Genomic DNA, 22204 nt, shown 5'->3' on the forward strand with positions numbered 1-22204 from the left:
CACCAATGACTCATTCTCCCACTCCCGAACAACTCCAACGTTGGGCAAAACTAGATGAATTAGAAGCCACAGCCTTTGCTGGTCGAGAAATTTCCCAACAAGAATTTAGTTTACTAGTACAGTCTGTACTAGATGGTAGCAATTTACTTAAACATCTAGCAGAAATTAAAGAACGCCGACAACAATTAATGAAAGAAGTAGCCGAACTTGAAGAGTATGAACGATGGTTGGAAAACCATATTCAAGAAACTTTAGGAGAGCGATAATGACGAGCTATATGAATTTTACAATCCAAACCCAACTGAAATTGAACAAGAAGTTGTCGATCCATTGCTAGATCGCTGGGAAACTTAATCTGGAAAAGCCACACCAGTCAATGGATCGCGAATATATAACCCTAGAGTGAGACTACGCATCACTTCATCCCAAACAGGTGTTAGCTGTTCTGCTTGGTCTACCCAATAATCAAACGTAATCAAGCACTGAATGTTCGATCCCAAACCAATGCAAGTCCGCGAGAAAGCTTCCCTTGGTTCCGCCTGGGTGTCGATGAACTTAATCTCTGTCCAGACAATCTTGGCAGTTTGGCGCTTGACGGTAATTATTTCTCCCTTGGCAATGACATTGCGAGTTTCATTTTCTACAACTTTCTTCAGAGTCGATTTTAGTGGAAACAGACTCCAGTCGTGGGGTGGTAGGCGATTGAAAGAGACTTCCAGACAACAATCCTCATCGGGTGGTTTTTTATCAAAGAACTTAAATGATTTTTCTTGTGGCTCAAAAGCCCAATCCTGCGGTACATTGAAACGAACTGCTCCCCGATCTGCCACAAAGATTTTGTAACCTGGTGGACCTTCCCAGTGATGATCTGGTTTTAGTTCAAGCGTTTGTTTCATCCACTCTAGGTTGTTTTTTTTACGCTTTGCCATAATGCTTTTACCATTCTGGTACTTTAATCGCCCACTTTGTTAATAGTATCAATTTCTTATAAACCCAACAATAAGAATTTTCTGCTTCTTAAACTGTTCGATTGGGGTTGTAAAGATCGGACTCAGCGTGCGTCGGTTATTTGAGATACATTTAACTCAGATCGCATCTTCTGAAGAAACACAAGATATGACTGAAAAACTCAAGCCACCCGTTGCGCCAGTTACACCTGTCACAGACGACTACTTCGGCACAAAGGTAACGGACAATTACCGTTACATGGAAAACTTCAAAGATGAAGAGGTACAGAAGTGGGTAAAAGCGCAAGCTGATTTTACAAGCCACAGCCTTGCAGAACTACCCGAGCGCGATGCCTTTCTCACTCGCATGATAGAATTAGACGCTTCCATTGTGTCCAAGGTGAACTGTGTTTTGCGGGTTGTCAACGGCAAAGTTTTTTACCTTAAATGTGGAGCGCAAGACGATGTGTGGAAGTTATATATGCATAGCAGCACAGACGGTGACGAAATTCTTTTGGTCGATCCTGACAAATTTATTAGAGAAACAGGTAAGCCACACGCAATTAATCGCTTCATGCCATCGTGGGATGGTAGATATGTCATTTATGGGATTGCAGCTAGCGGCTCGGAAGAGACTTCGCTGTACACAATTGATACCGCAACCTTAGAAGATGTAGATCGACCAATATCTCGGATACATTGGATTGGGACTTGGTTACCCGATTGTCAGTCATTCTTCTACACTCGTTACCAGGAGATGAAAGAAGGTATGGCAGTCACTGAAAAGTATCAAATGAGCAAAGTCTATTTGCACAGGCTTGGCACTGATATCACAGAAGATAAAGTTATACTCGGACATGAAATCTCCCCAAGCGTGAGTGTTTCGCCCGTAGCATCTCCATTTATCGTTACTGTCCCCAATTCTGACTACCTATTTGCAGTCGTTCTTTACGGTACGCAGAAAGAAATCGACCTTTATGTTGCTACTCTTGATTCATTTCATCGTGGCGCACCGGAGTGGAAGAAGGTTTGTGACATATCAGATGAAGTCCTCATCTTTGAGGTGCATGGAGAAGAGTTATACTTGGTCACACATAAAAATGCACCTCGTTACAAGATTGTCAAAACTTCATTAGAAAACCCCGAGCTTTCAAAAGCTGAACTTGTCTTAGCGCAAAGTGATAGAACCGCAAACAACATATTTGCAGCTACTGATGCACTCTACGTACTGATGGATGGTGGTGGAAGCGATAAAGTGATTCGCATTCCTTACGGTGGTACAGCGACAGAACTAGAACTTCCTTTTGATGGAACGGTGGATTTTTTTGGCAATGACGCAAGATTGTCAAAAAATGATTCTAGAGTAGATGGGATTCTGTTAACAATGGCTTCTTGGACGAGATCTAACAGCATCTACGAATACAATCCGAAAACAAAAACGTTTGTGGAGATTCTTCTACAACCAAAAGGGAAATATGATGCACCGGATGATTTAATTGTTGAAGAAGTTGAAGTGCGATCGCATGATGGGACATGGGTGCCAATGTCAATTATCTACAAAAAAGGAATTAAGCTTGATGGCTCAAATCCTTGTTGGCTAAATGGTTATGGAGCTTATGGGTTTTCTCTCTATCTACCCTATCAACATCAAGATTATGCATGGTACGAGAAAGGCGGAATTGCCGCATTTGCCCATGTGCGCGGTGGTGGTGAAAAAGGGGAAGAGTGGTATCGGGCTGGATTTCAACAAACCAAACCGAATACTTGGAAAGATTTGATTGCTTGTGCTGAGTATCTCATCGAAAATAACTACACTTCGCGTTTTAAGCTAGCAGTTGAAGGATTCAGCGCAGGTGGTATTGCGATCGGTAGAGCCATCACCGAGCGTCCCGACTTGTTTGCTGTGGCAATACTACGAGTCGGTGCTTTAAATCCAGTACGTTTTGAAACCACTCCCAACGGAGTCAACAACATTCGTGAATTTGGAAGTTGTAAGAGTCTCGCTGGATTCAAAGCTCTTTATGAAATGGACGCTTTTTTGCATATTGAAGATGGCATTCATTATCCAGCAATGATGATTATACACGGCATGACTGACACGCGCTGCGAACCTTGGCAATCAACCAAATTTGCAGCACGCGTTCAAGCGGCGTCAGCCAGTGGCAAACCTGTTTTACTCCGCATTGACTGTGAAGCGGGACATGGTGTTGGATCGACCAAAATGCAACGTTTCCAAGAAAGATCTGACATTTTTGCTTTCATGATGTGGCAATTTCGCACAGAGGGTAAAGAGTCGCAACAAACACAATAAGCGCTCAAGTTGCAGGTTTTGCTATTTTGAATTTTAGATGAGTGGATTTTGCACAATAACGAATATTGCGAATAGCGATCGCAAGGAAACACATGAAGTTATTTTTGCAATCATCAATGTTGCTTTGTGTTTCAACTCCGCTTATAAAGCAACTCCATTTTCAACTTTTCAATCTCTAGCTTTAACTTCTCATTTTCCATCCTCAACTTAGCATTTTCCTCCCGAATAAACTCCAGTTCATTTCTCTTACTCAACGCTTGATTAATCGCTAACTTCCTCATATCCAACGAGAACCAACGCTGATAAGTTTGAGTATGAACTTGCACGCTATGACCTAAATTATCCGCCGCTGCTTTAATTGGGATTCCCAGAATATGCGCCCGAATCGCCCAAGCATGACGTAAATCGTAGGGCTTAAAATCCAATCCTATTTTACGAAACCACCAACTTACTCTTTGAGTTAATGCGGTTGTCTCTGCGTAATTATTCTTATCTTTCTTGCTAATAGCCGTTGCCAACATCTCTACATATTTTGGGTTTCTTAAATCAAAGTCTTCAATCCATTGTTTGTGTAATGGCAATGCTTGTCTCTCTCCCGTTTTACAATCTTTATGAACTTTCCATGTCAAGTCTAGGTTTTCTTGACTTAACCACCAATCAATATCGGGATTTGTAAAAAGTTCTCTCGGTCGCAAACCAAAAACCGCTAGCATTCCATAAGTCCAGCGCCAAAGTTGCCAGCTATCTTTGACATCTTGGTTGACTTGATTTCCCCTATTCTTTAAGTAATCTTCAAATTTTAAAATTCCCATACATATTTCTTCATCTGAAGGTATCTTACGGGAATTACACTCAGGTATTTTGGAATATTTCGATAAATCAATGTCAATTTTAAAAGTTAGACAAAAAGCTGAGATCGCACGAACTGCATTATATCTTGCCCATTCTTTATCAATTTTTTCAACGGATGCTACCAAATTTTCTGGAGAAGCTAAATCCAAAGGATTTGTAAATCGTTTTGTTCGAGAAAAGTAATAAAAAAAAGTATGTTCGCTTTTTGTTGTTCGTTTGTGTGTTTTAAAATACTCCTCTTCAAATTTTTCCAGTAATTCTCCTATTGTCTTGAAACTTTTCTTAATAGCTTCATTTCCTAAATATTTATCAGTCCATTGAAAGCTATGCCTTGCAATTAACTTCCCTAATTCGTATGCTTCTTCCTCAGCAGTTTTCAACCCATCTAAGTTAGCTGGAATATTTAAACTGAGATTGTATTGCTTTCTTCCGGTTCCCTTTGTATCTTTATCTCCCGGTTTAATTGGTAACGTAGCACGTAACTGCAAGCTTCCGTTTGATTCCCGAATTGTCACCTTTGTCTTTGCCAACTTCAAACGCTGATTAACTTTCTCTAATTCCAGTAATACTTTATTTTGCATATGCTCTCTTTGTTGCTGTGCTTGCAGACTTGAGCCAAGAAAACTACCATCAGTCGATGAAATTGGCTCTAAGTCTTCAAAAGCTTGCTGATATTTGTCAATACCCTGTTTTTCCATTTGGGTGTCTTTAGCCTAAATTTAGTCTAAAAATAAATGTGTTACCCGCAAACACTGTTTAGCTTTGACATTGCTTGCAGCAAACATTACACAGCTAAAATATATTAAAGCATAAACAGAATTACTCCGGTCCTTATCACGGTTATGACGGTTTCGCAGTTTTTGCTCGTGATATGGATTTAGCTCTCAACAGCCCCACTTGGGATATTATTCCAACTCCTTGGAAAAAAGAAACTGCTAAAGCTAAAGTTAGCGCTTAATTTCTAGAGCGATCGGTTACCAAGTTAACAGCTTGGTAACCAAAGATGAGGCGGAGCCTCAACTAATAAATTCCCAGGCTGAGCTTGGGAACAAGGGTAAAGATGAGGTAACAGCCCTTCTTTCACTAAGTATTCTCAGGTAGTACCTGACTGGGGGATAGGGAGTAGGGAGACAAGGAAGACAAGGGGGAAGAACTCATACCTCAATCCCCAATCCTAATCCCCAACCCCCAATCCTCAACCCCTAAAACATATAACCCAGCAAGCTTGGAGAACATCAATGCCTCAGAATCCAGAACAAATTAAAGACCACGCAGAGCTGTTCCAACAACCAGAATACCAAGAGTTATTCAAGAACAAAAGAGAACAGTTTGAAGGCGGACACAGCGACGAAGAAGTAGAACGGGTTTCTGAGTGGACAAAAAGCTGGGAGTACCGTGAAAAGAACTTTGCTCGTGAAGCGTTAACAGTTAACCCTGCAAAAGGTTGCCAACCCTTAGGAGCTATTTTTGCTGCTGCTGGTTTTGAAGGTACTTTACCTTTTGTACAAGGTTCTCAAGGTTGCGTTGCTTATTTCCGTACTCACCTCAGCCGTCATTACAAAGAGCCGTTCTCCGCCGTTTCTTCTTCTATGACAGAAGATGCTGCAGTATTCGGTGGTTTAAACAACATGATTGAAGGTTTGCAAGTTGCTTACCAACTTTACAAGCCAAAAATGATTGCTGTCAGCACCACTTGTATGGCAGAAGTTATCGGTGATGACTTGGGCGCGTTCATTGGTAATGCTAAGAATGCAGATGCAATTCCCCAGGATTTCCCCGTACCTTTTGCTCACACTCCTAGCTTCGTTGGTTCTCACATCACTGGCTACGACAACATGATGAAGGGAATTCTGTCTAATTTGACAGAAGGTAAGAAGAAAAATACCACCAACGGCAAGCTGAACTTTGTTCCTGGATTTGATACCTACACTGGTAACAACCGCGAAATCAAGCGGATTCTGGGCTTGATGGGAATTGACCATACTATCCTGGCTGATAACAGCGATTATTTGGATTCACCAAACAACGGTGAGTACAATATGTACCCAGGTGGTACCAAGCTAGAAGATGCGGCTGATTCCATTAATGCAAATGGAACCGTGTTCTTACAAGGATACTCCACTCAAAAGACACAAGAGTATGTCAAAGAAAAGTGGGGTCAACAAACCAAGGTATTGCGTCCTTGGGGCGTTAAAGGCACTGATGAATTCTTAATGACACTGTCAGAATTAACTGGTAAGCCTATCCCTGAAGAATTAGAAATCGAACGGGGACGCTTGGTAGATGCCATGACAGACTCCTATGCTTGGATTCATGGCAAGAAGTTCGCAATTTACGGCGATCCAGATTTAATCATTAGTGTAGTTAGCTTCTTGTTGGAGTTAGGTGCTGAACCAGTACACATCCTCTGCAACAATGGCGATAACGAATTCAAGAAAGAAATGGAAGCAATCCTCAGCGCTAGCCCCTTCGGTAAGCAAGCTACTGTTTGGATTCAAAAAGACTTGTGGCATCTACGCAGTCTCTTGTTCACTGAACCTGTAGACTTCTTCGTAGGTAACTCCTACGGTAAGTACCTGTGGCGCGATACCAAGATCCCAATGGTACGGATTGGTTATCCTCTCTTCGATCGCCACCACTTGCACCGCTACCCAACTGTTGGTTACCAAGGTGGTTTAAACCTACTCAACTGGGTTGTTAACACACTTCTGGATGAGTTGGATCGCAACACCAACATTACTGGTAAGACCGATATCTCCTTCGACTTGATTCGCTAGGAATTGCGTTAGCCTGCGACGTGCCAAGAAAGGAAAAGGAAAAGATTAATGGTTAGTGGTTAGCAGTCAGTAGTTAGTCGTTAGTAGTTGATTAAATTCTCTAATAACCACTAACCACTAACTACGAACAATCCCCAATCACTTTTCTTTTTCCTTTTTCTTTTACATTTTTACCATCATCTATTATGGAAACTGTAAATCACACCCACACTCATCCAAACTATCATCCACCAAACAACAAAAAATCTGGCTCCTTTGATATTTTATATCCTTTGCGCCGTTTGGTAGATAAAATTCAAATTAGAAATGCTCGCCTCGCTCATCTTCTTTGTCAACTGATTCCTTGCTGTTGTCCGTTTGAGCGAGATATTAAATTATTTGGACGTACTTTCCACATTCCGCCGCTTTGTAAACTCAATCCTTTGTATGACGAGTTTGTTGCTTTGCGTTTCCGTGCTTTATCTTATTTAGCTGATGAATGTGGAGAAGATATTACGAAATATATTTGCTAATGGCTAATAGCTAATTGCTAATCGTGCGTTACTATTAACCATTAGCCATTAGCCATCAGCCATTAGCTATTAGACACTATCCATCCTATCCTGCGCGAGGAATCAAATGAAAATTAACCAAAGTAAAATTAACGAGTTGCTAACTCAGCCCGGTTGCGAACACAATAAAAACAAGCATGGAGACAAGAAAAACAAGTCTTGTTCGCAATTACCCAAACCGGGTGCTGCTCAAGGGGGTTGTGCTTTTGATGGTGCTATGATTGCTCTAGTACCTATTACCGATGCCGCTCATTTAGTTCACGGACCGATCGCTTGTTCTGGTAATTCTTGGGGAAGTCGCGGTAGTTTTTCTTCCGGTCCAATGCTGTACAGGACTGGCTTTACCACCGATATGGATGAAACTGATGTCATCTTTGGTGGAGGGAAAAAGTTATATAAAGCTATTTTGGAAATTGAAAAGCGCTACCATCCTGCTGCTATCTTTGTTTACTCTACCTGTGTCACCGCTCTCATTGGTGAAGATTTAGATGCAGTGTGTAAAACGGCTGGAGAGAAAATCAACACCCCTGTTATCCCCGTTAATGCTCCAGGTTTCATTGGTAGCAAGAATTTTGGCAACCGCCTTGCAGGTGAAGCTCTATTAGATTATGTAGTAGGTACACGTGAACCCAACCACTTACAACAACACCTTTTGTGATATTATTTTGGGATTGATTTGAACAAATTCTCATGAGAGTTTACGGTTACGCCCGCGTGAGCACCCAAGAACAAGCAGAGGAGTTTGACGCACTCAATCAGCAAATAGCCAGATTAAAAGCAGCGGGTGCAATGGAAGTTTTGATTGATATTGAGTCGGGACGCAACGATGCTAGAAAACAATTTAATGAGTTGCTGAAGTTGGTACAACAAAACCAAGTTGACGAAATTATCATAACTCGTGTCGATCGCTTGGGTAGAAGTGTGATTACTATTCACAAGACAATCGACATTTTTGTCAGGCATAATGTCAATCTACGGGTACTCGATGCACCTGTCGATCCAAACAGCCCCTTTGGATGGTTTAGTATTAACCAGATGTCCGGGCTTGCTGAGTTTGAATCAAGGCTATTATCCCAACGGGTTAAACAAGGAAACGAGTATTTTCGGCAGCAATTAAAGTTTTGCGTTCCTCCATTTGGATATGCCAAAGATGAAAATCAGCGTTTAACCCCTAATAAAAATATTCACGAAAAATCTGGAAAAACCTATTTTGAACTAGCAAAAATTATTATAGAGCTAATTTTGGAAATGCGATCGCTAAAAGATGTATGTAATTACATTTATAATGAATACGAAATAGTTTTTACTGTTGCAGGCTTGCGAGATTGGGTAAAAAACCTTGCTTTACAAGGACATACAGCTTATTTCATAAAAAAGAAAAAAGGTATTAATCGAGAACCAATAATCAATTTTAATACTCACGAAGCCCTGATTACTTCAGCCACTGTAGACGCAATTCAACAAAAATTGTCGGCAAATAGGAGGTATCGGAGTTCGACAAAATCAACACGTGGCGACTATCCGCTTGCAGGCTTAATTAAGTGCAGCCATTGTGAAGGAGGTATGTATCGTAACTTTTCCCGACATAAAACGAGAACTGAGTATATGCGCTGCGTGAATTACAATAAACCGGGAAAATATCACTGCAAAAATTCAAAATGTACTCGATTGCGGGAAATTATAGCGAAGACGATCGCAGCTTTATGCGAATATGCACCCAAATTAATCGAGCATTTAGAAAATCAATCAGCGACAACACAAGTCATTCATACCAAGCAAATAGAAAAGTTAACCAATGAATTGTCGGTTTTGCGAGGGCTGCGGAGTTCTAACCCAGACATAATTCAAGCGATCGCAAAAATAGAAGCGACTATTAGTACCCTATCAACCCCAAGTAGAATAGTCGATCCGGATACTTTTGAGAATGCTAAGAGGAAAATCGTCATTGCGTCTCAAGCTAAGTTCTGGGAATCATTGGATGACGCGGTATTGCGAGCTGCACTAGCTGAATTTGTCGAGAAAGTTGAAATAGATTCAGAAGGGGTTGTAACTCCTAGTTTTAAATTGCCATCCGCGATTCATTTCTAGATATGGTTTGACTGTCACGCGAACCAATCATAAAGTTATAGAAATAGTAAAACAATTATGAGCAGCAAAAAAATATTAGATTCCGATATAATATCTTCTATTTTTGTTCGGAAGAAAATCAATAGCAAAGTTATTATGTCCTTCAAAAGTTTTCCGAATGAAACAAAAAATTATGTGCTGCATGAAGTGGCTTTAGAAACGGACGAAAAACCATCTATATTAAATTTTCTAAGCGTCCATCATTGGTGCTTAATTACAAACAAAAGATTCGTCTGGGAAGTTAATCAAAAGCGGAATAGTTTATATTACGAAATAATGAAAAGCGCAGATATTAATAAAGAAGAAATGTTTCGCATAGGAGCATCATTTAAAAGCCAAACTCAAGAAATAAATATAAAAATAAAATCCGGAGAGAGTATCCTTGTTGATATAGGTGAAGCAGGTGCAAGTTTATTTGCTGTATTAAATGTCTTAAGCTGGGTTATTGCTAAAAACAAAGATTCTTAGCTCGACTTTATCCATTTTTCTGCAAAACCAAAATGTAGACTAAAACTTTTATGAAGTGTCACCCGGATGAACAGCCCTTCAGTTATGAAGGATTTAAGGGAGTAGTACCCTATCAATCCCCGCTCGGATTGTAGATAGGGATACCTTTGAAAATGCCAAGAGGACAACAGCTATTGCTTATTAAGCTACATTTTGGGAGTCATTAGATGACTCGGAACTGCGATCGGTACTAGCTGAGTTTGTAGAGGAAGTTGAAGTAGATTCAGAAGAGGTTGTAACTTCCAATTTTAAATTGCTATTAAGTCTATCCTCTATACATCCATAGGTTTTGATGAATTCTTTAGGAGACATATCACCAATCTTCAAATTTCCATAGTATCTTTCATAAGCTTCGAGTAACCTGTCATTAAGCATTTTTAGAACTTTTTGAGAACGATCTGAAGCCATAAAACATTCTGTAGCGATGTTTTTAGCTTATTTATTGGTTGAAACTTTTCTGTTAACAGCGAACGAATAAACATCATACTCATAGTAAGCACATCTCAAATGCTAGCCCTGTCATGGCTATGATTCGGCAACAATAGCTTATTAGTATCAAGAAACAAGACCGAAACTATTTGTTGTTTGCAGTATACCAGAAATGTAGGTCGTACTCATTTCCCTTGAACTTCCTTGAGCTTTAAGAATGCTCTAGCCTTAGCCATTCTCACAATATGTTCCAGGTACTGATACCCTTGCCATAACTGTTCTTCTGTAGATGTCAAACCTACAGTATGATTTTTCTCCAGCAGAGCAGAAATCTGAGCTTGTAGGGTTTTAGAAGGACGTAAGGCAATAATGGCTTCTGGAGTGGGGAGACTGGCTAGAAATTCCAGTACTTCAGCTACACCAGAAAATTCACTCTGACCACTCGCATTAAGTTCTCGCAATCCCAACTCTAAAATTTGTGGCAGTTTGTCTTCAAGTGGACGCAACCGGGCAACAAAATCATCAGGCAAATCGAAGGTAACTTGCATAGTTGTAAGCTGGGATTTCAGACCGATAATGTAGCGAATGTACGCTATGCTGATTCTAACTCATCCAGCATAAGCGCTCTCATTTTAACATTCTAGCTTCGATGGAAATTGCGAGGCTTAGTTACTGACTCTAGTTCAAGATAAATTCTGAGTTGTCACACATTTTGCCTGGAGTACAATCAATGTTTCAGTCTCTTCTACAGAACAACGCTTCAGCGTGCTGAGTATAGCTGGGGTATTTCCCTGCTCTAGTGTAGCTAAAATATCTTTTGCTATGAACTGCCATTGTTTCAGCCAAGGATTTGTTTTGATGTATTCAGGTGTAAATGCTGTGCGATCTAGCAGGAAAAAATCTACCCCATACTTTTGAATAAAATTTTGAACTTCTACCAAATTTTGAGTATATTGAGCGCGAATGAGATCGGTCGCTCGTTGTCTAATTTTGCTGGCATATATCGTATGGTAAGGAACTGCATATTCCCAACCAACCAAGATAGATCGATGAGAAAATGTTGGCAGATTGTCTGTTTCAGGTGATAACCCAGCAATGAGAATATCTTTCGGGGTTTTCCGAAAAAACTCATATATGACTGGTGCTTCACCTTTGATGTAATTGCTGTTTGGAAAGTGTGACAATAATAGAGGATAAAACACAAGGGTAGTTCCTAATAAGACTGTTAACCCGAAGGCTAAAAACTGTCGATGCTCTGGAACGTGAGCGGACTTCTTGCTCGTGCGAAAAACTGCATCTAGTATCGCTGCGATCGCGATTCCGGCAGCTAGAATGATGACAAACTTGAGTGTATATCGCGTATAACGGGCGGGCGCAAATAGCTTGTAAAGCGTAAAATGAGCAGCAAAAAACATCCCTACAGATACCAGTGCAATCTTTGGTAAAAGTCTAATATTGCTGGTTACTCGTTTAACTAAAGGAAAGCGTTCGGGATGGCGCAGCAGTATTGGTAATAAAAAACCAATTGAGGATAGTGGATGTTCTAATACATTTGCCAGAAGACCGCTGTGCTGTCCCAATAGCCAAAACTGGACGAGATTGTTATCAAAAAAGGGTATCCGTCCTGTTTCAGAAAATTCTGGTAATGCTCTAACTGCATTTGGTGCAACTACAGAACCATATTCGGAAGAACTTAAGGCATAAGGTAGCATCATAATCAAGGCAAGCCCTAGCCCAGTCATGCTAAATATGTAATCTCGGCGATTCCGGGATAAACGGGGGAGCTTGTCTTGCCAATGCCATAACCTCAAGATTAAGATTCCAGATAAGATAAACAATAATGGTGGGTAAAACAATCCAGATAGTGCGATCGCGCCCAGACATAGAAGTGCATTACCTCGCAGTAAATAGTACACAAACGCTAGAAACAGCAAGTAAATAAAAGATCTAGGCGTAGCCGAGACTAAATCATCTCTCATTACCAGATTTTGACTAAACAGCAGTGTAGTCAGAAATCCTACGGCTGGCACTGGTAATATCTGCATAGAAACGGCAAAACAGTAGCTAGTTGTCGGCAAAAGCAACAAGAGTGGCAGGATTTTGCTTGAGTAAAGTGGATCGATACTCACAGATGCTATGAGTCGATAAAGAGCAGCATATCCAAATGGTGTGACGGATTGAAAATAATCGGCAAGCAAATCATTTGGCAGAAAGTCTGATTCTAAAAATCTTTGCATCCAAGATACATATACCCGCGCATCATCTTGTACTACGTAGGCACTACTGAATGCCTGCTTTAGCTCTAAAAGACTATAAATAATTGCAAAAATCAGACTTAAACCGAACCAAAATATAATTTGAGATTTATGCCTTTTGGTAGTTAAAAAAGTTCGCAGGCGTGTGATTGACATATTTACAGCGAGGGTATACTACTAGTTCTTTGTTTTTTATGGCTCTTATACTTATATACTTAAGAAGCCGTTTGACTACTAATAATCTGCAAATACACCCAAAATTTGTTATTCAATGCTAGGTTAATGCCAATTTTTTTTCAAGATGAAGCGCAAGAATAAATAAGATTAAAAGGTTTTTATAATGTGATATTGGCAACACTTGATTTTATGGTCAATGAATGACAAACTTTTTTCTCAAAGGCGATCCAATTAAAGACTACGTAAAATCAAGTGTTATAAATTGCTTTATATATAATTAAAATTTATATTTTTTTGAATGAGGATACATATGTGAAATGTTTTTCACATATTTTTGAAAAGTCAATCGAGAAACAATTAATAATACAGAAGTTGAAACCTCAATTATTGCATTAAAAATTTAGGTTTTGATACTTTGCCTTTTAGTACAAAACTTGAAAATAATGCTTTAGAAGATGAACATATATAAATAGTTTTAATGTTTCTTTCACATATTCCAAGAAATGGCGATAGTGTTCTAAGGTATCCATTGCACAATCCTCGCTTCTTCCTCATTAATTTTCTTCGGGGACCTTTGTCCGTTATTAATATTGAATTGACTGAAGCTGTGAAAGAGATTGTCTCCTCGTCTAGCACCACCTTCAATGCGATCTCCATTTGCTCCGTTGATGAAAATATTGGGTCTGATGAAAGAACTTTCTGCTCCTAATGTGTTATCCGGGGTAATCTGAGCGCAAACGGATGTGCCTGACAGTGTTAATGTGCTACAAAACAGCAACAATTGTAACCAGTTCTGCTTTCTCAAATTACAATTGTTGCGGTCTTCTAATTGCTGGTTTTGGAGATGCATGGGTGTAAATTGGACTGGGAGCGTTCGCGCTCGGTTATGATAACTTACTCAAGGCAACAAGCAATTATGCTGAAGTAGATGCAAATTTTAGGTATCGAATTAATCAAATAACAAAACTTTAGCGGGATTTTGGAGAGATAGACATAAAGATAATATGAAACTCATTTTTTACCTTAAGTTTGTTTTAAACTTATTTCGGTCAAGCGCAAAGTTGCCATCCACAAAGGCTTGAACCTCAGTACCTGCTTCATAAGTTCTATTCTTACCTTTAAATAATAAAGCCAACGGAGTTAGTACTGCGGCTGCTGCAATGACTCCTCCAGATGTCCCACCACCGCTTTTTTGCTCTGCTCGAATAGAAATGCGTTCGCCACTGACTAAAGTGACTTCTTTGAGCGCTACATTCAGCTTTCCTTTTCGACCCAACATTCCAGAGCGTCTTGCTCTTGTGACTATACCCTTTGCGATCGCGCCTTTTGCAATGACGACTGCATTACCCACCAAAACATTTTCAGACACTTCAAACTCTACCGTATCGTTTTCTTTAGCCGTTTTAGAAGAAATTGTTTGCTTAAATTTTACTTTGACAGGCGTACCATCTGCTAAACCAAACCCAAGGGCTGGCGTGGGGGATTGAATTGTAGAGTTAGGGGGAAGGGGTGCTTGTACCGCTTGACTTACTCGAACACTCGGTTTGGGGAGCGCCATGACTGGCAGATGTACCAGTGTCAAAATTTCTACACTAGCAAATAGCGTGGAAGCAGCAATCAAAGCTTTTTTCATGAGTACTTACCTGAGTTAGAATTGCGAATTGTCAAAGGAGTTACACTGGTGTGTATTTCTGGCGCTGCCTGACCTATGCAGGTATTGCTTAGAATATAAAGTTGAAAGTAAAAGTTCGTCGTTGTCTTTTCTTGCACGATCAAATGCTCGATCGCGCAGACTCAGTTGCAAAAAACTGTATTGACAAAAGTCTTATGCTAAGGAGCGTGAATGTGAAAGCATTTGCAGGCTCTCTTTTATGCAAGCGATACGGAATATTCATGCTTTACTTCCAGAAGTTGACGACTGCACCCGACACTGCAATTCACTCCATCACCGCAAGCAATGCAATCGGTGAAGTCTTTTTGTTGCGTGGATTTTAGCTAATGTTATGCCGGAGTACATTATAGGGTATTTTGTAGGCGATCCCATTTATATGTGGTAAAAAGCGTTCATTTGAGCCAGAGTATACTACACCTTATGACATTAATCTTATTGGCGAATATAATGTTGCAGGCGAAATGTGGAGTGTTTTGCCACTTTTTCAAAAATTAGGTATCAGAGTCTTATCAAAAATTACAGGTGATGCTCGGTATCAAGAAATTTGTTACGCTCACCGAGCTAAACTCAACGTGATGATTTGCTCCAAAGCGCTGCTCAATATGGCAACAAAAATGGCAGAGCGCTATGGCATCCCCTACACGGAAGAATCATTCTATGGTGTAGAAGATATGAACCGCTGTCTGCGGAATATTGCTGCAAAGATAGGCGATGCGGATTTACAAGAGCGTACTGAAAAGCTGATTGCAGAAGAAACAGCTGCTCTTGATGTAGCACTGGCTCCCTATCGTGAGAAATTAAAAGGAAAGCGTATCGTTCTCTACACCGGAGGCGTTAAGAGTTGGTCTATCATTTCTGCAGCTAAAGACTTGGGAATGGAAGTTGTCGCTACAAGTACCAGAAAAAGCACGGAAGAAGACAAAGCCCGCATCAAAAAGTTGTTGGGTCAAGATGGCATCATGTTGGAACAAGAAAGTCCCAAAGAACTCTTGCGAATTATTAAAGAAACTAAAGCTGATATGTTAATTGCTGGGGGACGAAATCAGTACACCGCCTTAAAAGCTCGAATTCCTTTTCTACATATCAACCAAGAACGCCATCACCCTTATGCTGGCTATACAGGAATGTTAGAAATGGCAAGAGAATTGTATGAAGCCGTTTATAGCCCTGTGTGGGAACAAGTCCGTAAGCCTGCACCTTGGGAAAAAACAGGAGAGGGAGAAATTTCTTCCTCTGTTATCCCCCCTTCTCCCCTTCCCCTTGTCTCCCCCTCTTCTTTAAAGGAGGTCATCTAAAATGGCGATCGTGACTGTTACCAATTCGTCAGTTGCAGTAAATCCTTTGAAACTCAGCCAACCTTTGGGTGCTGCTCTAGCTTTGTTGGGCTTGAAGGGGATGATACCACTATTCCACGGTTCTCAAGGCTGTACTGCTTTTGCTAAGTCTTTATTGGTGAAGCATTTTTCTGAAACAATTCCCCTGTCAACGACAGCAATGTCGGAAGTCAGCACGATACTGGGTGGAGAGGAAAATGTTGAACAAGCTATTTTGACTCTAGCAGAAAGATTGAAGCCAGATGTCATTGGTTTGTGTACGACTGCACTGACGGAAACCAGAGGGGATGACATGCCCCACATTCTTAGGGGTATTCGCAAACGTCACCCAGAGTTAGATAGCTTACCAGTTGTCTTGGTCTCCTCTCCAGATTTTAAAGGTTCTTTGCAAGATGGATATGCTGCTGCTGTAGAGAGCATTGTCCGAGAACTGGCTCAAAAAAGTGATGAGCAAAATCCCCATCCCATGCAAATTGCAATTCTGCCAAGTTCTGCTTTTACTCCTGGGGATGTTGAGGAGATCAAAGAGATTGTCGCTGCTTTTGGACTGCAACCCATTGTTGTACCGGATCTGGCTGCATCTTTGGATGGTCATTTGGAAGATTCTTATAGTGCAATTACAGCTAAGGGTACAAGTTTAGCAGAATTGAGAGAAATTGGTAATTCTGCATTCACTTTAGCTTTAGGTGAAAGTATGCGGGGTGCAGCAAAAATTCTGCACGATCGCTTTAACATTCCCTATGAAGTTTTTGGCGAACTGACGGGATTAGAACCAGTTGATAACTTCTTACAAGCATTGTCAGATGTGAGTGGGACTGCGGTACCAGAAAAATACCGCCGCCAACGCCGTCAGTTACAAGATGCTATGTTAGATACTCATTTTTTCTTTGGTTGCAAGCGAGTGTCTCTAGCACTAGAACCGGATTTACTCGGTTCAACAGTTTATTTTTTACAATCCATGGGTGCTGAAATTCACGCAGCAGTGACAACAACTCGTTCTCCTCTGTTGGAAAAACTTCCTATAAATAGCGTGACTGTAGGCGATTTAGAAGATTTTGAGCAACTGGCTGTTGGTTCCGATTTGCTAATTGGAAATTCTCATAGTGTTGCGATCGCAAAGCGTTTGGGCGTTCCTATTTACCGTCAAGGTATTCCCATTTTTGACCGTTTGGGTAACGGTTTGTATACAAAAGTAGGTTACCGAGGTACTCTCGAGATTCTGTTCGATCTGGCCAATATCTTTATGGAAGAGGAAGAAGCCAAAGCTCACCAGTTGAGAGAGTTAGTAACTTGCTAATGGCTAATGGCTAATGGCTAATGGCTAATGGCTAATGGCTAATGGCTAATGGCTGATGGCTAATGGCTAATGGCTGATGACTGATGGCTGATGGCTAATGGCTAATAAAAACTAAATTAGCTATTAACAATTAGCTATTAGCTATTAGCTATTAGCTAATATGATGAGAGGAGAACAAGGATGAAAGTTGCTTTCACAACTAGTGACAGAATACATATTAATGCTCATTTTGGCTGGTCAAAAGAGATTGATGTGTATGAAGTCTCAAAAGATGGATATGAGTTTCTGGAAACTCTTAAGTTTGATGGTAATCTCAAACAAGATGGCAATGAAGATAAACTCGGGCCAAAAATTGATGCATTAGTTGAGTGCAAACTTGTTTACGTTGCTGCGATTGGTGCTACTGCTGCTGCTAAGTTAATCAAAAAAGGTGTGACTCCAGTCAAAGCACGTTCTGAAGAAGATGCGATCGCTGATGTTTTGAACAATTTAGTACAAACTTTAAACGGAAGCCCGCCACCTTGGTTGCGTAAAGCGCTACAGGAAAATCCCCAAAGTTTTGAGAATGAATTAGAAGAGGAAGCTGCTGTATGAGTGTATCTAATAGCGTCAACGGAACGGCTGCAGCCGATATTTTAAACTCACCTTTTCTTAAGGCAATAGTGCAGCAAATTCGAGGTCAAGACAGTTATGGCACTTTTCGCAATTGGTCAGATGACTTATTGCTGAAACCTTATGTTGTTAGCAAACAAAAGAAACGGGAAATACCTGTTGAGGGTGAGGTTGAACCGATGACTGTGTCACGGATTATGGTATTTTACCGTGCTGTAGCTGCTTGTATTGAACAAGAAACAGGTTTGCTATCTCAAGTAGTCGTTGATTTAAGCCATGAAGGTTTTGGCTGGGCTTTAGTCTTTTCCGGTCGTCTTTTATTAGTTGTTAAAACTTTAAGAGACGCTCACCGTTTTGGGTTTGACTCCTTAGAAAAATTGTCAGAAGAGGGTGAAAAATTAGTTCAAAAAGGAGTTGAACTAGCAAAAAGTTACCCTGAGGTCAGCAAAATCTAAAGAGTTAATTTTTGGGATTTTGACAACGAATAACATAACAAGATTGATGGATGAGATATCTTTTAAGGAGACAGATAAATCATTCGTTATATCTGTTACAAAAATAGCAACCGCACCCTTAACACGACTGTACGCAGATAATCAAGAAAAATATCAGCGTTGAGGGTGCGTTTCAAAATCCAATATTACGGGAGATGCCGATGGCCCAAACTGGTAGTGAAACAACTAGTATTGAGGATTTAAAAACTCAAATAAAACGGCTCAATAGTAAAGCAGGTCAAATGAAAATGGACTTGCACGATCTAGCTGAAGGTTTGCCTACAGATTACCAACAACTGATGGATGTTGCAGCCGCTACTTATGAAATTTTTCATCAATTAGATGAACTCAAGCAACAGCTAAAAAAACTGGAGCAGGGACAATGACCTGGGATTATAGTAAATTCAAAGAAATTGTACAAGCAGAGGAATATTTTGACTTTTTTGGACTGCCTTACGATCAAAAGGTTGTTAATGTCAATCGCCTGCATATTTTGAAAAAGTTTTCTCAATTGATTGGGGAAATTGATAATAATTATACTGACCTCAGCGATCTGGAACGGTTAAGTAAATATTGTGAGGCGCTACAACAAGCTTATCAGGTATTTCTCGCTTCAACACCCCAAGAACAAAAGCTGTTCAAAGTGTTTAATGAGAAGCCCAAAAATGTAGTTACGCTGACAGAAATCACTTCTGATTAGGAGGTAAAAAGTGATAAACCTAACGCCTACCGAATTAGAACGCTATCGTCGCCAAATGATGCTTCCTAATTTTGGAGAAACAGCACAGAAGCGCCTCAAGTCAGCGACAGTTCTAGTTACCGGTGTAGGAGGATTGGGCGGTACAGCGGCGCTATACCTTGCGGTAGCTGGCGTTGGGCGGCTGATTCTTGTTCGTGGTGGTGACCTGCGACTTGACGACATGAATCGTCAAGTTCTTATGACTCATGATTGGGTAGGTAAGCCAAGAGTATTCAAAGCAAAAGAAACTCTAGAAGCTATCAATCCTGATGTTGTTATAGAAGCAGTGCATGAATATATCACTCCGGAAAATGTGGATTCCTTAGTACAATCAGCTGATATGGCTCTTGATTGCGCTCATAACTTTACAGAGCGCGATCTGCTAAATGAAGCTTGCGTGCGCTGGCGTAAGCCTATGGTGGAAGCAGCAATGGATGGAATGGAGGCATATCTTACAACGATTATTCCCGGTGTGACTCCTTGCTTGTCTTGCTTGTTCCCTGAAAAGCCTGATTGGGATAGACGCGGTTTTTCAGTTCTGGGTGCTGTTTCTGGCACGCTAGCTTGTTTAAGTGCGTTGGAAGCCATCAAGTTGATCACTGGGTTAAGTCAACCTCTGTTATCGCAATTGCTGACCATAGACTTGTCTCGAATGGAGTTTGCCAAACGTCGTTCTTATCGCGATCGCTCTTGTCCGGTCTGTGGTAACAATGCTCCTTGGCGATACTCACAATCTACGCCGATGGAAACATTAATGGCGGATCGTTAATGGCTAATAGCTAATGGCTAATGGTGAGTCCAGTCCTGCAGGCGGGTTTCCCGCCGTAGGGAACTGGCGAACCCGAAGGGCTAATGGCTAATGGCTAATAGCTAATGGCTAATGGCTAATGGCTAATGGTGAGTCCAGTCCTGCAGGCGGGTTTCCCGCCGTAGGGAACTGGCGAACCCGAAGGGCTAATAGCTAATGGCTAATGGTGAGTCCAGAAAAAGCAGGCAGTGAGACCAGTGCTGTAAGCGGGTTTCCTGCACCCTGGCAACTTGCATATAGCCCTTGCGGGCATAGCTTCGCATCGCAAAGCGTCTCCGCTCCTGAGATATAAGGGAGGGCTAACAGCTAATGGCTAACAGCTAATAACTATTAGCAATTAGCAATTAGCAATTAGCAATTAGCAATTAGCAATTAGCAACTAGCAATTAAGGAGAATATTCAATGACTGTGACTTTAACAGAAAAAGCAGAATTTCACCTGCGAGCATTACTGCGAGGGTCCAACCCAGAAACAACTACACCAACTAAAGGTATCCGCATCTCTGTCAAAGATGGCGGTTGCAGTGGCTATGAGTATGCAATGGAAATTACTAGTAAGCCACAACCAGATGATGTAGTCAGCCAAGAAGGTAAAGTGCTGATTTACGTTGATGCCAATAGTGCGCCGCTGTTGGAAGGCATGATTGTTGATTTTGTGGATGGGGTGATGGAAAGCGGCTTTAAATTTATCAACCCCAATGCCACAGAAACTTGCGGTTGTGGAAAGTCTTTTAAAACAGTTGACTGCTCATCCGCAGGTACACCCTGTAAATAATTCGTAATTTATGAATTATGAATTATAAATTATGAATTGGCAAACACCCTTGAAGCCATAAAACCATTGTGTACCGAGTGTGCGAGGATTTGGAAAATGGCTACTTATCAAGTTAGACTGATCAACAAGAAGGAAAATCTTGATACCACAATTGAAGTCGATGAAGAAACTACTATCCTAGACGCAGCAGGAGAACAAGGTATTGATTTGCCTTTCTCTTGTCACTCAGGTGCTTGCTCTAGCTGCGTTGGAAAAGTGGTTGAAGGTGAAATCGACCAATCCGATCAAACATTCTTGGATGACGAGCAAGTAGGACAAGGGTTTGCTCTGCTTTGTGTAACCTACCCACGTTCTAACTGCACAATTAAGACTCACCAAGAACCTTACTTGGTATAGATCTCACACTTGCGGCTCTCCCACTCTGGATCTCAACAACAGGGTGGGAGAGTTTTTAGTAACTAGTGACTGATGAAAAGAGTATAAAAAGGAAGAAGGAAAAAGGTATAATAACTACCTTTTTCCTTACGCCTTTGTCTAAATGCTCATCTCACATCCAAGATAGGAAAACTTTTCTTTGATAGCGTGGCGATCGCTAACTTTTATACTGTATTTTTATTTTTTTTATTCTAACAAATTAATACTAACTCTCTACCACGATCGCGGTCTTCCGTAAATTTACTAGAATAACTAATAATGTCTTTCTGTAATTTTACTTAAAATCCAGCTAGTCGTGGAGCTTCATGACTCAATTACGAAACTTTTCCCATTGACAACCTAAGTATTGGAAAGCTGGTATAATTTGCTTGCTAATAGCATTTTTGGTTCGGGTATAGAAATATTTATACAATTAAAATTTCAGCTTTATTTATAGGGATTCTAAATTGCTTATGTTAAGCTCAAACAACGATCGCTCTCCAGAAGTTTTTGAGCATCGGTGGTCTGCTTATTATGATGCTGTTGTGGGTCGTTCTCCCCGAGACACCTTACTGACAGCCCTTGCAAATTTTGAATTGGAAAGCTTTGAAAATAGCACAACACATACACGAGCATCACAATTTGCAGTCGATCTGGGTTGTGGGGAAGGAAGAGATACAGTGGAACTGTTGCGTCGGGGTTGGCGAGTTTTAGCTGTTGATGGTCAAGCGGAAGCCATAACAAGACTGTTGAACCGTCCGGATATCAATCACCAACTCTTAGAAACTCTCATAAGTCGCTTTGAATATGTGACTTTACCAGAGTCTGTAGATATGGTAAACGCTAGTTTTTCACTGCCGTTTTGTTCGCCGGAACATTTCCCTCAGTTATGGGACAAAATAACTTCATCCTTAAGATCGAGAGGGAGATTTTGCGGACAATTGTTTGGCGATCGCGACTCTTGGGCTGTTTTTCCAACCATTAGTTATCATACGCGCCTACAAGTGGAAGCGTTACTGCAACCTTTTGAAATAGAGATACTTGATGAAGAAGAACACCCTGGAAAAACGGCTCTTGGAGAAGATAAATATTGGCATCTTTTTCAGATTGTTGCTCGGAAAAAGTAA

At 40.7% G+C, this 22204-nt stretch carries 23 protein-coding genes and 3 pseudogenes; 19 read left to right on the top strand and 7 right to left on the bottom strand.

Annotated elements, in window-relative coordinates; all coding sequences use genetic code 11:
* Positions 1-5 precede the first annotated feature (5 nt).
* On the top strand, positions 6-266 hold the full coding sequence (locus AB0756_RS24315) for a hypothetical protein (protein ID WP_038078012.1): 261 nt from the start codon (positions 6-8) through the stop codon (positions 264-266).
* Positions 267-350: 84 nt separating this feature from the next.
* Here AB0756_RS24315 and AB0756_RS24320 read toward each other — a convergent pair whose 3' ends face one another.
* Positions 351-929, bottom strand: coding sequence for a hypothetical protein (locus AB0756_RS24320; RefSeq protein ID WP_038078019.1), 579 nt, complete (start codon positions 927-929; stop codon positions 351-353).
* Positions 930-1056: 127 nt separating this feature from the next.
* On the opposite strand from AB0756_RS24320, the gene AB0756_RS24325 reads away from it, so the two are divergent.
* Positions 1057-3258, top strand: a complete 2202-nt coding sequence (locus AB0756_RS24325; protein WP_137986111.1) for a prolyl oligopeptidase family serine peptidase — start codon at positions 1057-1059, stop codon at positions 3256-3258.
* Between the two features lie 131 nt (positions 3259-3389).
* Here AB0756_RS24325 and AB0756_RS24330 read toward each other — a convergent pair whose 3' ends face one another.
* The gene (locus AB0756_RS24330) at positions 3390-4808 is read right to left on the bottom strand and encodes a site-specific integrase (protein WP_202048650.1); all 1419 of its coding nucleotides are present in this window, start codon (positions 4806-4808) and stop codon (positions 3390-3392) included.
* Between the two features lie 110 nt (positions 4809-4918).
* Between AB0756_RS24330 and AB0756_RS24335 the strand changes: the two are divergent.
* From AB0756_RS24335 to AB0756_RS24360, 6 genes and pseudogenes are all read left to right on the top strand, one after another.
* Positions 4919-5068: pseudogene (locus AB0756_RS24335) on the top strand (nitrogenase molybdenum-iron protein subunit alpha); the annotation flags it as partial.
* 280 nt (positions 5069-5348) lie between these two features.
* Positions 5349-6887: a nitrogenase molybdenum-iron protein subunit beta gene (gene nifK / locus AB0756_RS24340; protein WP_038080167.1), complete on the top strand. Its 1539-nt coding sequence runs from the start codon at positions 5349-5351 to the stop codon at positions 6885-6887.
* 185 nt (positions 6888-7072) lie between these two features.
* Positions 7073-7399 (top strand): Mo-dependent nitrogenase C-terminal domain-containing protein, encoded by a 327-nt coding sequence (locus AB0756_RS24345; protein WP_050045216.1) that lies wholly within the window; start codon positions 7073-7075, stop codon positions 7397-7399.
* 106 nt (positions 7400-7505) lie between these two features.
* Positions 7506-8075 (top strand): annotated as a pseudogene (locus AB0756_RS24350) (nitrogenase component 1); the annotation flags it as partial.
* Positions 8076-8128: 53 nt separating this feature from the next.
* Positions 8129-9526 (top strand): fdxN element excision recombinase XisF, encoded by a 1398-nt coding sequence (xisF, locus tag AB0756_RS24355; RefSeq protein WP_038080165.1) that lies wholly within the window; start codon positions 8129-8131, stop codon positions 9524-9526.
* Between the two features lie 57 nt (positions 9527-9583).
* A complete protein-coding gene (locus AB0756_RS24360; protein WP_038080162.1) occupies positions 9584-10033 on the top strand; it encodes a hypothetical protein in 450 nt (149 codons plus the stop codon).
* 180 nt (positions 10034-10213) lie between these two features.
* Here AB0756_RS24360 and AB0756_RS24365 read toward each other — a convergent pair whose 3' ends face one another.
* The 5 genes from AB0756_RS24365 to AB0756_RS24385 all read right to left on the bottom strand — a co-directional run bounded on the left by AB0756_RS24365 (position 10214) and on the right by AB0756_RS24385 (position 14566).
* On the bottom strand, positions 10214-10480 hold the full coding sequence (locus AB0756_RS24365; RefSeq protein ID WP_038080160.1) for a hypothetical protein: 267 nt from the start codon (positions 10478-10480) through the stop codon (positions 10214-10216).
* Positions 10481-10686: 206 nt separating this feature from the next.
* Positions 10687-11049, bottom strand: a complete 363-nt coding sequence (locus AB0756_RS24370) for a hypothetical protein (RefSeq protein ID WP_038080158.1) — start codon at positions 11047-11049, stop codon at positions 10687-10689.
* A gap of 135 nt (positions 11050-11184) precedes the next feature.
* The gene (locus AB0756_RS24375) at positions 11185-12912 is read right to left on the bottom strand and encodes a hypothetical protein (protein ID WP_050045217.1); all 1728 of its coding nucleotides are present in this window, start codon (positions 12910-12912) and stop codon (positions 11185-11187) included.
* A 538-nt stretch (positions 12913-13450) separates the two neighbouring features.
* Positions 13451-13783, bottom strand: coding sequence for a hypothetical protein (locus AB0756_RS24380; RefSeq protein ID WP_050045218.1), 333 nt, complete (start codon positions 13781-13783; stop codon positions 13451-13453).
* 168 nt (positions 13784-13951) lie between these two features.
* On the bottom strand, positions 13952-14566 hold the full coding sequence (locus AB0756_RS24385; RefSeq protein ID WP_050045219.1) for a hypothetical protein: 615 nt from the start codon (positions 14564-14566) through the stop codon (positions 13952-13954).
* 101 nt (positions 14567-14667) lie between these two features.
* On the opposite strand from AB0756_RS24385, the gene AB0756_RS24390 reads away from it, so the two are divergent.
* The 11 genes and pseudogenes from AB0756_RS24390 to AB0756_RS24440 all read left to right on the top strand — a co-directional run bounded on the left by AB0756_RS24390 (position 14668) and on the right by AB0756_RS24440 (position 22204).
* A complete protein-coding gene (locus AB0756_RS24390; RefSeq protein WP_153021550.1) occupies positions 14668-14928 on the top strand; it encodes a hypothetical protein in 261 nt (86 codons plus the stop codon).
* Positions 14929-15003: 75 nt separating this feature from the next.
* Positions 15004-15900, top strand: a pseudogene (locus tag AB0756_RS24395) (nitrogenase component 1); the annotation flags it as partial.
* A gap of 1 nt (position 15901) precedes the next feature.
* Positions 15902-17236 carry a nitrogenase iron-molybdenum cofactor biosynthesis protein NifN gene (gene nifN / locus AB0756_RS24400; RefSeq protein WP_038080152.1) on the top strand — a complete coding sequence of 445 codons (1335 nt, stop codon included), beginning with the start codon at positions 15902-15904 and terminating at the stop codon, positions 17234-17236.
* Between the two features lie 180 nt (positions 17237-17416).
* Positions 17417-17830 (top strand): nitrogen fixation protein NifX, encoded by a 414-nt coding sequence (gene nifX, locus AB0756_RS24405; RefSeq protein WP_038080149.1) that lies wholly within the window; start codon positions 17417-17419, stop codon positions 17828-17830.
* Positions 17827-18303, top strand: coding sequence for a NifX-associated nitrogen fixation protein (locus tag AB0756_RS24410; RefSeq protein WP_038080147.1), 477 nt, complete (start codon positions 17827-17829; stop codon positions 18301-18303). Before nifX ends, AB0756_RS24410 begins: the two co-directional genes overlap by 4 nt.
* A gap of 200 nt (positions 18304-18503) precedes the next feature.
* On the top strand, positions 18504-18728 hold the full coding sequence (locus AB0756_RS24415; RefSeq protein ID WP_038080180.1) for a CCE_0567 family metalloprotein: 225 nt from the start codon (positions 18504-18506) through the stop codon (positions 18726-18728).
* Entirely contained in the window at positions 18725-19042 is a 318-nt protein-coding gene (gene nifW, locus AB0756_RS24420) for a nitrogenase-stabilizing/protective protein NifW (protein WP_038080145.1), read from the top strand. The genes AB0756_RS24415 and nifW overlap by 4 nt, the downstream gene beginning before the upstream one ends.
* Positions 19043-19052: 10 nt before the next feature.
* Positions 19053-19850 (top strand): HesA/MoeB/ThiF family protein, encoded by a 798-nt coding sequence (locus AB0756_RS24425; RefSeq protein WP_038080143.1) that lies wholly within the window; start codon positions 19053-19055, stop codon positions 19848-19850.
* Between the two features lie 441 nt (positions 19851-20291).
* On the top strand, positions 20292-20663 hold the full coding sequence (locus AB0756_RS24430) for a HesB/IscA family protein (protein ID WP_038073668.1): 372 nt from the start codon (positions 20292-20294) through the stop codon (positions 20661-20663).
* A 96-nt stretch (positions 20664-20759) separates the two neighbouring features.
* Complete coding sequence (locus AB0756_RS24435) at positions 20760-21059, top strand: 2Fe-2S iron-sulfur cluster-binding protein (RefSeq protein WP_038073675.1); 300 nt, start codon at positions 20760-20762, stop codon at positions 21057-21059.
* Between the two features lie 491 nt (positions 21060-21550).
* The gene (locus AB0756_RS24440) at positions 21551-22204 is read left to right on the top strand and encodes a class I SAM-dependent methyltransferase (RefSeq protein WP_038073677.1); all 654 of its coding nucleotides are present in this window, start codon (positions 21551-21553) and stop codon (positions 22202-22204) included.

The sequence above is a fragment of the Tolypothrix campylonemoides VB511288_2 genome (genome assembly GCF_045999855.1).
Lineage (GTDB): Bacteria > Cyanobacteriota > Cyanobacteriia > Cyanobacteriales > Nostocaceae > Scytonema > Scytonema bouteillei_A.

Coding starts and splice junctions, on each gene's coding strand:
- AB0756_RS24315 (WP_038078012.1), top strand. CDS start 6: ATGACTCATTCTCCCACTCCCGAACAACTCCAACGTTGGGCAAAACTA.
- AB0756_RS24320 (WP_038078019.1), bottom strand. CDS start 929: ATGGCAAAGCGTAAAAAAAACAACCTAGAGTGGATGAAACAAACGCTT.
- AB0756_RS24330 (WP_202048650.1), bottom strand. CDS start 4,808: ATGGAAAAACAGGGTATTGACAAATATCAGCAAGCTTTTGAAGACTTA.
- nifK (WP_038080167.1), top strand. CDS start 5,349: ATGCCTCAGAATCCAGAACAAATTAAAGACCACGCAGAGCTGTTCCAA.
- AB0756_RS24345 (WP_050045216.1), top strand. CDS start 7,073: ATGGAAACTGTAAATCACACCCACACTCATCCAAACTATCATCCACCA.
- xisF (WP_038080165.1), top strand. CDS start 8,129: ATGAGAGTTTACGGTTACGCCCGCGTGAGCACCCAAGAACAAGCAGAG.
- AB0756_RS24360 (WP_038080162.1), top strand. CDS start 9,584: ATGAGCAGCAAAAAAATATTAGATTCCGATATAATATCTTCTATTTTT.
- AB0756_RS24365 (WP_038080160.1), bottom strand. CDS start 10,480: ATGGCTTCAGATCGTTCTCAAAAAGTTCTAAAAATGCTTAATGACAGG.
- AB0756_RS24370 (WP_038080158.1), bottom strand. CDS start 11,049: ATGCAAGTTACCTTCGATTTGCCTGATGATTTTGTTGCCCGGTTGCGT.
- AB0756_RS24375 (WP_050045217.1), bottom strand. CDS start 12,912: ATGTCAATCACACGCCTGCGAACTTTTTTAACTACCAAAAGGCATAAA.
- AB0756_RS24380 (WP_050045218.1), bottom strand. CDS start 13,783: ATGCATCTCCAAAACCAGCAATTAGAAGACCGCAACAATTGTAATTTG.
- AB0756_RS24385 (WP_050045219.1), bottom strand. CDS start 14,566: ATGAAAAAAGCTTTGATTGCTGCTTCCACGCTATTTGCTAGTGTAGAA.
- nifN (WP_038080152.1), top strand. CDS start 15,902: ATGGCGATCGTGACTGTTACCAATTCGTCAGTTGCAGTAAATCCTTTG.
- nifX (WP_038080149.1), top strand. CDS start 17,417: ATGAAAGTTGCTTTCACAACTAGTGACAGAATACATATTAATGCTCAT.
- AB0756_RS24410 (WP_038080147.1), top strand. CDS start 17,827: ATGAGTGTATCTAATAGCGTCAACGGAACGGCTGCAGCCGATATTTTA.
- AB0756_RS24415 (WP_038080180.1), top strand. CDS start 18,504: ATGGCCCAAACTGGTAGTGAAACAACTAGTATTGAGGATTTAAAAACT.
- nifW (WP_038080145.1), top strand. CDS start 18,725: ATGACCTGGGATTATAGTAAATTCAAAGAAATTGTACAAGCAGAGGAA.
- AB0756_RS24430 (WP_038073668.1), top strand. CDS start 20,292: ATGACTGTGACTTTAACAGAAAAAGCAGAATTTCACCTGCGAGCATTA.
- AB0756_RS24435 (WP_038073675.1), top strand. CDS start 20,760: ATGGCTACTTATCAAGTTAGACTGATCAACAAGAAGGAAAATCTTGAT.
- AB0756_RS24440 (WP_038073677.1), top strand. CDS start 21,551: ATGTTAAGCTCAAACAACGATCGCTCTCCAGAAGTTTTTGAGCATCGG.